This window comes from Alteromonas sp. HB246098 (assembly GCF_054890645.1).
On the sequence record NZ_JBTZUG010000006.1, the window covers coordinates 223,401 to 235,912 of the forward strand.

13 protein-coding genes are annotated in these 12,512 nt (G+C 45.3%); all 13 read left to right on the forward strand.

Features of this window, described 5'->3' with window-relative positions; translation table 11 throughout:
* The first annotated feature begins 16 nt into the window (after positions 1-16).
* The 13 genes from ACYTPF_RS14255 to rng all read left to right on the forward strand — a co-directional run bounded on the left by ACYTPF_RS14255 (position 17) and on the right by rng (position 12,486).
* Entirely contained in the window at positions 17-511 is a 495-nt protein-coding gene (locus ACYTPF_RS14255; protein ID WP_179982051.1) for a hypothetical protein, read from the forward strand.
* A gap of 44 nt (positions 512-555) precedes the next feature.
* On the forward strand, positions 556-1,143 hold the full coding sequence (locus ACYTPF_RS14260; protein ID WP_269917640.1) for a prepilin-type N-terminal cleavage/methylation domain-containing protein: 588 nt from the start codon (positions 556-558) through the stop codon (positions 1,141-1,143).
* Positions 1,144-1,165: 22 nt separating this feature from the next.
* A complete protein-coding gene (locus ACYTPF_RS14265) occupies positions 1,166-1,678 on the forward strand; it encodes a prepilin-type N-terminal cleavage/methylation domain-containing protein (protein ID WP_461852681.1) in 513 nt (170 codons plus the stop codon).
* A gap of 1 nt (position 1,679) precedes the next feature.
* Complete coding sequence (locus ACYTPF_RS14270) at positions 1,680-2,141, forward strand: type II secretion system protein (RefSeq protein ID WP_461852682.1); 462 nt, start codon at positions 1,680-1,682, stop codon at positions 2,139-2,141.
* The gene (locus tag ACYTPF_RS14275) at positions 2,131-2,652 is read left to right on the forward strand and encodes a type IV pilus modification PilV family protein (protein ID WP_461852683.1); all 522 of its coding nucleotides are present in this window, start codon (positions 2,131-2,133) and stop codon (positions 2,650-2,652) included. Before ACYTPF_RS14270 ends, ACYTPF_RS14275 begins: the two co-directional genes overlap by 11 nt.
* The gene (locus ACYTPF_RS14280) at positions 2,652-3,383 is read left to right on the forward strand and encodes a PilW family protein (RefSeq protein ID WP_461852684.1); all 732 of its coding nucleotides are present in this window, start codon (positions 2,652-2,654) and stop codon (positions 3,381-3,383) included. Before ACYTPF_RS14275 ends, ACYTPF_RS14280 begins: the two co-directional genes overlap by 1 nt.
* Positions 3,373-3,861 (forward strand): agglutinin biogenesis protein MshP, encoded by a 489-nt coding sequence (locus ACYTPF_RS14285; protein WP_461852685.1) that lies wholly within the window; start codon positions 3,373-3,375, stop codon positions 3,859-3,861. Before ACYTPF_RS14280 ends, ACYTPF_RS14285 begins: the two co-directional genes overlap by 11 nt.
* The gene (locus ACYTPF_RS14290; protein WP_461852686.1) at positions 3,861-7,583 is read left to right on the forward strand and encodes a DUF6701 domain-containing protein; all 3,723 of its coding nucleotides are present in this window, start codon (positions 3,861-3,863) and stop codon (positions 7,581-7,583) included. Before ACYTPF_RS14285 ends, ACYTPF_RS14290 begins: the two co-directional genes overlap by 1 nt.
* A gap of 360 nt (positions 7,584-7,943) precedes the next feature.
* Positions 7,944-8,987, forward strand: a complete 1,044-nt coding sequence (locus ACYTPF_RS14295; RefSeq protein ID WP_118490596.1) for a rod shape-determining protein — start codon at positions 7,944-7,946, stop codon at positions 8,985-8,987.
* A gap of 37 nt (positions 8,988-9,024) precedes the next feature.
* Positions 9,025-9,927, forward strand: a complete 903-nt coding sequence (gene mreC, locus ACYTPF_RS14300; RefSeq protein WP_461852687.1) for a rod shape-determining protein MreC — start codon at positions 9,025-9,027, stop codon at positions 9,925-9,927.
* Positions 9,920-10,396: a rod shape-determining protein MreD gene (mreD, locus tag ACYTPF_RS14305; RefSeq protein ID WP_118490591.1), complete on the forward strand. Its 477-nt coding sequence runs from the start codon at positions 9,920-9,922 to the stop codon at positions 10,394-10,396. Before mreC ends, mreD begins: the two co-directional genes overlap by 8 nt.
* Positions 10,397-10,432: 36 nt before the next feature.
* Positions 10,433-11,023 carry a Maf family protein gene (locus ACYTPF_RS14310; protein ID WP_179982058.1) on the forward strand — a complete coding sequence of 197 codons (591 nt, stop codon included), beginning with the start codon at positions 10,433-10,435 and terminating at the stop codon, positions 11,021-11,023.
* Complete coding sequence (gene rng / locus ACYTPF_RS14315; protein WP_179982059.1) at positions 11,020-12,486, forward strand: ribonuclease G; 1,467 nt, start codon at positions 11,020-11,022, stop codon at positions 12,484-12,486. The genes ACYTPF_RS14310 and rng overlap by 4 nt, the downstream gene beginning before the upstream one ends.
* Positions 12,487-12,512 lie beyond the last annotated feature (26 nt).

Consider the following 12,512-nt stretch of genomic DNA (forward strand, 5'->3'; position numbering starts at 1 on the left):
TTCAGTGGGGTAAAACGTGGCTAGCACTAGAGCAGGGTTATTTAACTTTATCGTGATTGGGTTGGTGCTCGCTGTTTTGGCTACATCGTACGTGTATTACGCATCACCGGTGATAGAAGAAGCTGAGCAAGTAAACAAAGAAAACGCAGTGGCTCAGTTTCAACGGGTTGTTATGTTAGCCAGAGCCCAATGGATAAAGTCCAAGCAATCAAGGGTTTTGATTTACGAAACGGACTTTGATGCCAGTGGCAGTATAAAGCAGCAAAAAGAAGTCGCTGCAGAGTTATTTGTAAATACAAAGGGTTGGCCTGAGGGGCTGGAACCGGACCAAGGAAATGCGTGTGAATACATGTTCACATTGGCGACTTTAAGGGAATTCGATGTGTCGTCAAAAATATCGGTAAGCGATGAATACGCAAACGGATATTTGCAGTGTGTATTTTTTGTTCAAGACAAAGTTTGGTTTGAGTACAACGCTGGTAGCGGCGTAGTAAGAGAAAGAAAAAGTTAACTAAGCGTCGGAGTTATGCGCTTATTTGTAATCTAGGAGATGCTATGAACACGAGACAGCAAGGTTTTACGCTGATAGAGCTTATCATTGTTGTAATTATTTTAGGCTTGCTGGCGGCTACGGCGCTACCGCGTTTTATCGATGTTACCGATGAAGCACGAGAAGCTAGTGTAGAAGGTGTAGCAGGGGGCTTTGCCGCTGCTGTAGGTCTTGTGCGCGCGCAATGGGAAGTAGAAGGTCGCCCAAGTGGCAACAACGGGAACGGCAACGGCACAGTGGTTACTTACGACCAAACGCCAGTGGGCGTTGACGGTACCATTGGTTACCCTACCGGCAGCTCTACTGGTAATACACTTATTTCTACGGTTAACAATACCGAGTGTAAAAACACATTTGACCTAATTCTACAGTCGGCACCTACCAACACCACATCGACAAACGATACGGTTGTTGCTGATTTCAGATACGCGGTACGTTCAGATGACTCTGGTGCAAACACGCTTTGTGTTTACTACTTAGTTGAGTCTATGGGTTTACCTAATACTTCAGCACCAGCAGACGGCACGCCTGACGGTACCTCGTTTGACGGTTTCACTTACAACCCAGCCACTGGCCAGGTTACTGTTTTTTAATTAATACTCAGGAAGTTTGATTATGCAAAAAGTATCAACACAAAAGGGTTTTACCCTAATCGAGTTAATCATTGTAATTGTATTGCTGGGTATCCTCGCGGTAACCGCAGCACCTAAGTTTTTGAACCTTCAAGACGATGCACGTGATTCTGTATTGGAAGGTATTGCTGGTTCATTGGAGTCTTCTTCTTCGGTTATATACGGCAAAGCACTTATTGCAGATGAAGCTGGTGCGACTGGTTTTGTCGACCTGGATGGAAACGGCGTGAACGATGCTGCAGTAGATGTTACAACTGTTAATGGTTACCCAGATGGTGATGACGCTGCGAATTTCACGAAGCTACTAGACTTACCTGATGAATATTTGGTCTCAACTAATGGCACCGATACAGCGTTTATTTATTACACAGGGTATGGTGACTATTCGGATGCTGCGAATGCTCCTGATACAGCAGGCGATAAATGCTCGGTCCAATATGTTAATGCAGCCGAAGGCGAGCGCCCTACAATTACTGTAAACACGTGTGTAGAGTAATGTGAAGAAAAGCGGTTTTACACTCGTAGAACTTATTATAACCATATTGGTTATTGGGGTGCTGGCGGTAACCGCCGCACCTCGCTTTCTTGGTAGCGACACTGAAGAAGCCATAGCACTTCGGGACAGAACCCTTCAGTTAGTGCGCAATATGCAGCTTCGCGCCATGCAAAACGTACAAGACAGCAGCTGCGTGAAAATAACGAGTACAGTTATTGCTCCCCCTGCCGGGCACGATTGCGCAAATACTCTTTCCTCTGCTTTTGATGCCGATCAGGTTGTCAACGCATCAAGCACCGATTTTACTTTTCAAACTGCAGATGAGAACGGCGATAGCTTTTCTCAAATTCAGTTTGACGGGTTTGGCCGACCAAGCAATATTGCCTGCTCAACTAACTGCAAAATTCAAATAAGTACCTTTACCATGTGTTTGCAAAGTGAAGGAGCCATTTATGCGTGCTAGCGTAATGTTACCTACGCGTAGAAAACACAGTGAAGGCTTTACTTTATTAGAGCTAGTAATTGGTATTGTTGTATTCACTATCAGCTTAACAATAGTGCTGTCGCTCATTGTGCCGCAAGCTGAACAAACGGCTGAACCATTTCGTCAAGTAAAAGCAGCTAAGTTGGGCCAATCGTTAATGAACGATATTCTAAGCCGCTCTTATGATGAAAACAGCGACCGAAGCCCGCCTTTTGAAACTTGTAATACTAAAGGAAATTGTTCAACAACCCTTGGTCCTGAAGAGGCGAGTGAAGACGACTATGACGATGTTGACGACTACAACGGTTATATAGTGGGTAATGTGGGCGGTAACTATAACAATTTTGGTTTTGCGGTAACGGTAGATTACGACAGTGACTTAGATGACAGTACGCCAACTGATGGGCAAACGTTCAAGCGTATTGATATAGCAGTGACTGCACCGGACGGCCAAGTTTACAACTTCAGTGCTTATCGAGGGAGCTATTAATGTTTCCACGCAAAGCACAGCGTCAGCGCGGTTTTACGCTTATAGAGCTTATTTTGGTGATCACCATCTTAGGCGTAATTAGTGTATCTGTAGCGCAAGTGTTTTCACTCAGTGCCCAAATTTACATAACAGGCGCAGAGCGCACTCGGCTTGTTTCAGACGCGCGCTTTATTATTTTGCGACTGGAAAAAGAGCTGCGCAATGTGGTACCCAACTCTGTGTCATTCGATTCGAGTTTAGGATGCCTTTCATATTACCCTATCAAGGAAAGCGGCACCTACGTTGGTGATGCGTTTAACAACATTATGCACGTAGTCGTGTTTAATAGTCAGTTAAGTAAGGGCGACACCCTCGTTATATACCCAACGAATCCACAAAGCGTGGATGATAACGGGCGAACAATTATTACCGATCCATTATTGACTGATAGTAATCAGTACGACCTCACGCTTAGCGCCGCGAACACACAATCCTCACCAGGCAAACGCTTCTTTGTTCCTGAAGCGCAGGTGACAATTTGTAGAACGTCTACAGCCCAAGGTGAACGCTTAATAAGAACACAAGGCGCTACGTCGGGCGTTCTTGGAATTAATGTGGCATCGTGGAGCGCGAATGTGGTCACCGCGGGTTTACGCCAAAATGGCTTAATTGAGCTACAAATGACGTTAGAAAGCAGTGATGACGAACAAATATCGGTTGTACATGAGGTGCATTTTCCTAATGTGCCATAGTAAAACACGCCAATTAAACGTTAATCTCAGCGGCCAGCGTACAGTTGGATTGCGTGGTTCTCTTGTTCGACAAAAAGGCTCGACAACGATTGTTGCGATCATTATAAGCATTGTTCTTTTAGGGCTCGGTATAGCTTTATCTAACCAAATTTCATCTAACATCCGGCAGCAATCCATTGAATATTATGGTGCTCGTGCTTATTTAGCCGCCCAAAGTGGAATGGAAGTCGCTATTTCTAGACTAATTAATGGTAATAACCCCGCGTGTGCCGTAATTACTCAACCAGTAACTATAGATGCCGCTAATGTGCAGAATTGCGTAATTACGCTATCTTGTGAGGTGGAGCCAGAAGTTGAAGAGCCTGAAGTTGCCGCTGGTGAAATTAGGGTTTATGCATTGGGAGCAGAAGCGCAGTGCAGCGTAGGTCAACTTACAACCTCCAAACGTGTTCTTGTTGAAGTAAGGCAGGAAGAATAATGACTTTCCGTAAATCTCTTGTTCGTCTCTTTTTGGCTTTTCTGCTGTTTATGCCTGCGCTGCCCGTACTAGCCGTGCCCCAAATCGAAGGCAGGTTCATCGAACTTCAAAATACCTACAACAAAGCAGAGTGGACAACCATAAGCTTTTCGCAGGTATACGACGAGCCTCCAGCCGTGTTTATGCTATCGACAAATCAGGGGGGTAACCCTGCTATTGTTAAAATTCGCAACGTGACCAGAACGGGTTTTGAAGCATTACCACTTGAGCCTTCCGGTGAAGATGGCCCTCACATCACCATGGGTGGGCATTACTTAGCTATTGCCTATGGCGTTCATGAATTTCCTAACGGGGATATCGTTGAAGTAGGGCAAATGGAGTTGGATGCTACTACTATACAGGCCTCTACTAATTCTCCTTGGTATATCCCAACAGGGCCATTAGTGCCCGGTACTGAAGATGCGCGATACGCAGAAGTGCCGCTACAGACAGACTTTGGTGAGCAGCCCGTTTTCTTCCACTCCATCCAAACTGTCAATAATCAGGTCGATGTGGATGGGAAAAAGCCCCCTAATGAGCATTTACTACCATTTTTAACTATTGCGGCTAAATATGATGCGCCTTCCTACTACATTGCCTTGGAAGCATCAGAAACCGATTATGAACCGGTAACACGACCCGAGACCGTTGCTTATATGGCAACCACGGAAGGGTTTGATCGCAGGTTCTTTGACGACAATGGTGTCGAGGTGGTTTGGGAGGCTGATTTTGCAGATGTTCTTATTCAGGGCTGGAGTGACGGCTGCTTTAGAAATAACTTTAAGAACTCTTATACGCAAACCCCATTGGTTGCTGCCAGTAAGATAAGCCGCAATGGAGCCGACGGTGGGTGGTTACGTAGTTGCGGGGTTAGTAACACAAGATTGGGGCTTCGCGTTGATGAAGACCGAAGTTTAGATTCAGAACGTAATCACTCCGAAGAAGAGGCCAGCATTCTGGCTATGACATCAGAGTTTGTCTTTAGTGGTGAAGTGCCAAGTTGTGACGTGGCGTTTCCAGGGGCTATAGCTGCATTTGGCGGCTCGGCAATTAACCTTCCCGCTAATAGCCGTATTATTGATGAAAACGGCGGGGTATTGAGTGCAACACAACTAATAGCTGGTGGAACCGCAGGCACAGCGGACTATCCTAAATGTGGAGAGCCGGGTGTTGACTGTACGGTGAATAACACAGACTCACTGACCGAGTCACAGGCCAGAGCCATACCTACTATTACTGTTGATAACAGCGGCCCTGAAATAGCCGAGGGCAATTTAGCCGGGGATTACTATTTTAACCGGCTAAATGTACTGATGGCAGCAGGTAACTATAACGTTGTCGCGCCAACTAGAATCTATGTTTCCGATCCTGGTACTAATCCAGCAGGTCAACCAACCCGCTTCGTTATGGCTAATGCTAATATAACGGTTGCCGATGGTGCCTATTTAGCTATTTATGTAGACGGCGACGTAGTCATTGATGGCTCTAACCCCAAAGCGTTAGTTATTGCCAAAGGTACGGTAACGTTTGCTAATGTAGGTGATGAAACTATTGTTGGACGATTTAACGCAGGCGGGGGAATTGAATCTGTTTCCTCGCGCCAAGTAGATGTTCCTGCGCCTCTTAAAGTTACAGCAAATGAAGTACCAAATAATATTCCCGGTATCTGCGGTCGAGAGGTTATCGAAGTACTCAATCATTATCGCTATGAGCTAGCAGATGACAAAGGCAGTAGTTGTGCAGCTAAAGAAATAACGCTTAAAGCTTGCGCAGATGTAAATTGCGATCTTATCTACTCTCAGCCTTCTAGCGTTATTTTATCTCCTCAAAATAGCAATAATTTTCAATGGAGTGGAAGTGATACGGTCTCGTTTACTGGACAGATTTCGTTAGCGCTCGACAGTCTTAGAGGGAACGATACAAAGCTTGCAACTTTAGGAGAAACGCCGTCATCCCAGCTTCGCTGTTTTATTGGCGGAAACGAAGTAGGTATAGAAGGCTGCAAAATAGATTTTGAAAACGATGGATTGGTATTCAAAAACCTTTCTGACGACAACACAACCATAGTTACCCTGCTATCAGGCAAGCCATCTGACCAAGGCTTTAATAGTAAGACCTATGCTGTCGAGGCCTGTGGAAATTCAGAACTTTTAAAAAATAAAATAGTGGATGTGGATCTTAACTACAATTGCGCAAGTTCTAGCAACTGCTCGAATAAGATGGCCTTTTCAAATAACAACAATACGTACGAACTTGGGTTATCAGCAGAGACATTTGCGCTGCAGTTTGACGCAAATTCTCGGGCGGAGTTCACAGTGCAGTATCCTGACGCGGGAGAATTGTCGCTTACAGGAACAATCACTGACAGAACTGCCATAACGGGCTCTTCAAATATCTTTGCAGTTCGCCCGTTTGGATTTGCTATGGATATCTTAAATGACAGTGCTACCAGTACAAATCCAAACGGATATGCGACTAACGCGAATGGTTCATTGCTAGCGCATACGGGAGAAGACTTTGTATTAGGCCTTCGCACTGTGCAGTGGGTTGATGGCGAAGATAATAACAACGATGGTGTACCAGATAATTTCGCTGATTTAACCAATAACAGCACAGCTGAACACTATACAGGTAGTGTCACCTTAACACCTCAACAAACCTTGCCAGCAGGGGGGGCACCGGGGTCATTAAGCGCTACCAGTGTCAACTTTGATAACGAAGGTAAAGTTAACCTGGCCGTAAATTATGATGAGGTTGGCACTATATCTATTGCGGCGCAAAGCACGTATTTAACAAATGCTACCGTGCTAGGGCAGGTAGATAATGTAGGTAGGTTTGCGCCCTCTAACTTTTCTCTAACTGGAGACGTAGTAGCGGCATGTACTGCCAGTGATAGGTTTAACTATTTTGGCCAACCTATTGATGAGGTAAGCTTTACACTTACTGCCCTTAATCAAAATGGCAGCCGCACTGTGAACTACTACGATGGCTTCGACAAATTAACAAACCTTGGTTTGCAGGTTGAACACGACGGAAACCTGCTAGACCGTCTAGAAAATACAAATTCGATAACATGGCCTCAAAGTGGGACTACAGGTCAAATCACCTTCTCTGACAATGACATAGTATTTAGTCGTTTGGGGAGCGCAGCACTCGACGGAGCATATATGGATGCAGTTATTGCGCTGGTGGCTGATAGTGGACAAATTGAGAGCGCAAACTTTAATGGGCTTTCTTGCGCTGGTTCCTGTGTTGATGATTTTGGTGATGCGATCAACTTCGCCTACGGCCGAGCCACGCTAATAAACAACTATGGCGCAGCAGATGAAGCCCTACTGTTACCACTTCGCACCCAATACTGGGACGGTCAAACGTGGCGCATAAACACATATGACAGCTGCACGGATTTTGCACATGCTAATATAAATGATGCCTCAGGTGAGCTAGTTTCTTCTGAAGACGGAACCCTAAGTGAAGGTGCGTATACCACCGGCGAAGGCATGCGTTTATCATCGCCAAACGGGGCTGGTAATTATCCTGTGACTTATACCCCTGATGCATGGTTGCTGTGGGATTGGGATGGAGATGGCGAAGCTGACAATCCGCCTAGCGCCACGCTAACCTATGGTGTTTACAGAGGGAACGACAATATCATTTACAAGCGCGAACAAATCAACAATTAGAAAAGTAAGGGGTAGGTTTGGTCGTAACGCCGTGCGTTAAAAACACCATCACGACCTCAGTACTTAAAAAAACCGGACCAATAGGTAGATTGTTTTTTTTGAACCTTCCACTTTTCATGGGGTCACTAGTGAGTCTAATGCAGGAATCAATCAATTAACGCGTAGGTTCTAAGCCTTAATGAAGGCAGACGCCGAATTTGCTTGTTAATAAAGTAGTTATTTTGGCTCTAAGTGACAGCATCACTTGCCCAAAATTGCCCCCATTGTTAAAGTGTGCGAATAAATATCGACTTCACGTTAAAGCGTCGCCATCTCACCTTTGCAAATACGCGTTAACACAGAAACAGGAATACACACTTCATGTTTAAAAAGCTTCGAGGCATGTTCTCTAATGATCTGTCCATCGACCTCGGAACAGCAAACACGCTGATTTATGTAAAAGACCAGGGTATTGTTCTAAACGAGCCTTCAGTAGTAGCTATTCGTCAAGAGCGCGCAGCCGGGCCGAAAAGTGTTGCGGCAGTAGGTGCAGAAGCTAAGCGAATGCTTGGTCGTACACCAGGTAATATACGCGCTATCCGCCCGATGAAAGACGGTGTTATCGCTGACTTTTACGTGACTGAAAAAATGCTTCAGCACTTTATTAAGCAAGTGCATGATAATAATTTCTTGCGTCCTAGTCCTCGTGTATTGGTATGTGTACCTTGTGGTTCAACACAAGTAGAACGCCGAGCGATTAAAGAATCTGCTTTGGGAGCAGGTGCACGAGAAGTTTACCTTATTGACGAGCCAATGGCTGCGGCAATCGGTGCAGGCTTGCCTGTATCAGAAGCGCAGGGTTCTATGGTGGTAGATATCGGTGGTGGTACTACTGAGGTTGCTATCATCTCACTAAACGGCGTGGTTTATTCATCTTCTGTTCGTATTGGTGGTGATAAGTTTGACGAAGCTATCATTAACTATATTCGTCGTAATTTCGGTTCTCTTATTGGTGAAGCTACTGCTGAGCGTATTAAGCACGAAATTGGCGCGGCGTATCCAGGCGAAGAGGTTCGTGAGATCGAAGTTCGTGGTCGCAATCTAGCAGAAGGCGTACCTCGCGGGTTCACGCTAAATTCAAATGAAATTCTTGAAGCGCTTCAAGAACCGCTAACGGGTATTGTTTCTGCCGTTATGGTGGCGCTAGAGCAGTCTCCACCAGAGCTTGCTTCTGATATTTCTGAGCGCGGTATGGTACTTACCGGCGGTGGTGCACTTCTTAAAGATCTAGATAGGCTATTAATGGAAGAAACGGGTATCCCAGTGGTTATCGCTGATGATCCGTTAACCTGTGTAGCACGCGGCGGTGGTAAGGCTTTCGATATGATTGACCTTCACGGTGGCGACCTGTTTAGCTACGAATAAACAGGAAAGGCAACCGTAAGGTTGCCTTATTTGTATCATGGATACTATTTTTACTCGCGGCCCTTCTCTAAATATCAGGCTTACCCTGGCGCTTGTGTTGTCAGTAACACTGATATTTGTTGATCATAAAATGGATGGCTTCAAATCTACGCGGGTGTACCTCAACTCTCTGATGAGCCCACTTCAATACATTGCTAACCTCCCCGGGTTAATGCTTAGCGAAAGCGCCCAGCGCCTTACCTCTAAAGAACAGTTACTGGCTGAAAATCAAAAGCTGAATAATCAGCTGTTACTAATGAGCGAAAAACTTCAACAGTACGATGTTATCGCAAAAGAAAATGCTCAGCTTCGCGAGCTGCTGCAAGCTCCCGTGCGTCTATCTTCACAAAAAATGGTTGCCGAGCTGATGGCGGTAGATAAAAACCCCTATAGCCAGCAGGTGGTCATCAATAAAGGGGCAATAGATGGGGTATATTTGTCGCAGCCTGTGCTTGATGAAAAAGGTATTGTCGGTCAAGTGATGGAAGTGGGGTCAACCAACAGTCGTGTATTGCTGATTGCTGATGTGACACACGCCATCCCAGTGCGCTCCCTTCGAAATGATATCCGCTTTATTGCCACCGGCAGCGGCGCACTTAACGAGTTATATCTTGAACATGTACCGCACAGCGTAGACATTCAGGAAGGCGATACTCTTATTTCATCGGGGCTGGGGAAGGTATTTCCAGAAGGTTACCCTGTAGCAACAGTTAAACAGGTAGTGAGAGATGAAAGTCGTCCTTTTGCTCGGGTGATAGTTACACCAATGGCGAATTTAGACAGACTTCGTCATCTTCTACTTTTATGGCGTACGGATGATTCGCCACAAAAGTCTGAGTCTGGTAAGGATGAAAAGGTAAATACACCTGCTACCAACGAGGAAGAGTCTTCAGATGCGTAAACGTAACCTCGTTATTTGGTTGAGTCTGTTAGTGGCGCTGGTACTGCAAATTGTCCCTTTGCCCACTCAAGTAGATGTGTATCGCCCTGACTGGGTGCTAGTTGTGCTCGCATACTGGAGTATGGCCTTGCCCCACAGAGTAAATGTAGGTGTGGCCTTTTTAACTGGTGTTGCGATGGATGTGCTGGTTGGCACAACCTTGGGCATTCACAGCTTTGGTTTAAGTATTTGTGTTTATGTATTGGCTGCCAATTACCAAAGGCTAAGAAATTACTCTGTATGGCAGCAGGCAATTATCATTGGTCTACTTGCTTCGCTATATCATTTATTGACGTTTTGGGTTCAACACCTCTTAACGGATATTTATTTCCAAGTGGATTACTTGTGGCCAGTCTTAACGTCTATGGTGCTTTGGCCGTGGGTGTTTTGGCTACTTAGGCGTACGCGCAGACAATTATCAATTTCTTAATATAAACACCTTCACGATTAAACCAAAGGTAAGCCAATGACAAAATCGGTAGTGTTAGCGTCGGCCTCACCACGACGCACTGCTTTGCTCAAGCAAATGAACATAGCCCATACAATACAACCTGCCGATATTGACGAGTCGCCCCGTGAAAATGAATCACCATTGGAGCTTGTAGCAAGGCTTGCCACTGAAAAAGCCCAAGCGGTGAAGTCACAGCTAGTGACTAAGCGTGCAATGACGAAAGACAAAGTCATTTTAGCTAGCGACACGCTTATATCTTTTAACGGGCGAAGTGTGGGTAAACCTGAAGGTAAAGCCGACTCAAAACGCATTCTTACCATGCTTTCTGGTAAAACTCATGATGTACTTACGGCTATTTGTGTACTCGATGACGCTCAGCAACAGACCCAAGTCATTACCACATCTGTGACTTTTGCAGCATTGACGGATGAGCAAATTGACGCATACTGGGAAACAGGAGAACCTGCTGATAAAGCAGGGAGTTACGCTATTCAGGGTATTGGTGGTGAATTTGTGGTCTCTATCAACGGTAGTGCAAGTGCCGTAATAGGCCTACCGCTATACGAAACCCGCCAATTACTTAATGCATTTGGAGTTGTGTCGTGAGTGCTGAACTGCTTATTAACGTTACCCCGTCAGAGTCGCGGGTAGCGCTTATTGAAAACGGAATACTGCAAGAAATTCACGTTGAGCGTCATACTAAACGGGGTTTAGTTGGCAATATTTATCGTGGAAAAGTAAGTCGTGTATTGCCGGGAATGCAGGCGGCATTTGTCGATATTGGGTTAGAAAAAGCGGCGTTTTTACATGCTTCTGATATTGTTATTCACAATGAAATTGCCGAAGAAGTCTCGGCAAGTCATATACAGAAGCAGGACATTCGCGAGCTGGTGCGTGATGGTCAAGATATTGTGGTTCAAGTGGTAAAAGATCCCATCGGTACCAAAGGTGCACGCCTTACCACAGATATCACTATCCCCAGTCGTTATTTGGTATTTATGCCTTCGGTAACCCACGTTGGTGTATCGCAACGCATTGAAGAAGAGTCAGAAAGAGATCGTTTAAAATCCCTTGTACAAGAGTTTTGTGATGAGAACGGTGGCTTTATTCTTCGTACTGCCGCAGAAGGCGTAGGTAAAAATGAGTTGCAGTCAGACGCCGCGTTTTTGCGAAGACTGTGGGATAAAATTCAGTCTCGCATGAAAAAGCGCAAGTCGAACGTGCTTTATGAAGATTTACCGCTTGCACGACGGGTTCTGCGAGACTTTGTAGGCACAGAGCTAGACAGAATTCGAATCGACTCAAAACTATCATTTAACGAACTACACCAGTTTACCAAAGAGTACGTGCCGGAAATGAACGGCAAGCTCGAGTATTACCCAGGTGATAGACCTATTTTTGATTTATATGATGTTGAAAACGAAGCACAGCGGGCGCTAGAGCGTCGTGTAGACTTAAAATCTGGCGGCTATTTGATCATCGATCAAACCGAAGCCATGACCACTATCGATATCAATACTGGTGCCTTTGTTGGCCACCGAAATTTAGAAGAAACAATTTTTAACACTAATATTGAGGCGACGCAGGCGATTGCCCGTCAACTAAGATTGCGTAACTTAGGCGGTATGATCCTTATCGACTTCATCGATATGATTGAACCAGACCACAAACGACGTGTCTTACATTCATTAGAGGTGGCGACGAACAAGGACAGAGCCAAAATAAATATTCACGGTTTTACCGCGTTAGGGCTTATTGAAATGACCCGTAAACGCACCCGTGAAAGCATTGAGCATATACTGTGCGGCGAATGCCCTGTGTGCAAAGGCCGAGGCACAGTAAAAACTATTGAAACCATTTGCTTTGAAATTATGCGTGAAATTGTAAGGGTGAATCGCGCCTATGACGCAGACAAGTTTGTGGTTTATGCCTCACCAAAAGTGGCAGAAGCCTTAATGGGTGAAGAGTCTCATATGCTGGCCGAACTAGAAGTATTTGTGTCTAAACAGATCAAGGTCCAAACCGAAACACTGTACAATCAGGATAAGTACGACGTCGTCATGATGTAATGCATTAACGTATACGAAGGCAAAAT

Coding starts and splice junctions, on each gene's coding strand:
- ACYTPF_RS14260 (WP_269917640.1), top strand. CDS start 556: ATGAACACGAGACAGCAAGGTTTTACGCTGATAGAGCTTATCATTGTT.
- ACYTPF_RS14265 (WP_461852681.1), top strand. CDS start 1,166: ATGCAAAAAGTATCAACACAAAAGGGTTTTACCCTAATCGAGTTAATC.
- ACYTPF_RS14275 (WP_461852683.1), top strand. CDS start 2,131: ATGCGTGCTAGCGTAATGTTACCTACGCGTAGAAAACACAGTGAAGGC.
- ACYTPF_RS14280 (WP_461852684.1), top strand. CDS start 2,652: ATGTTTCCACGCAAAGCACAGCGTCAGCGCGGTTTTACGCTTATAGAG.
- ACYTPF_RS14285 (WP_461852685.1), top strand. CDS start 3,373: ATGTGCCATAGTAAAACACGCCAATTAAACGTTAATCTCAGCGGCCAG.
- ACYTPF_RS14290 (WP_461852686.1), top strand. CDS start 3,861: ATGACTTTCCGTAAATCTCTTGTTCGTCTCTTTTTGGCTTTTCTGCTG.
- ACYTPF_RS14295 (WP_118490596.1), top strand. CDS start 7,944: ATGTTTAAAAAGCTTCGAGGCATGTTCTCTAATGATCTGTCCATCGAC.
- mreC (WP_461852687.1), top strand. CDS start 9,025: ATGGATACTATTTTTACTCGCGGCCCTTCTCTAAATATCAGGCTTACC.
- mreD (WP_118490591.1), top strand. CDS start 9,920: ATGCGTAAACGTAACCTCGTTATTTGGTTGAGTCTGTTAGTGGCGCTG.
- ACYTPF_RS14310 (WP_179982058.1), top strand. CDS start 10,433: ATGACAAAATCGGTAGTGTTAGCGTCGGCCTCACCACGACGCACTGCT.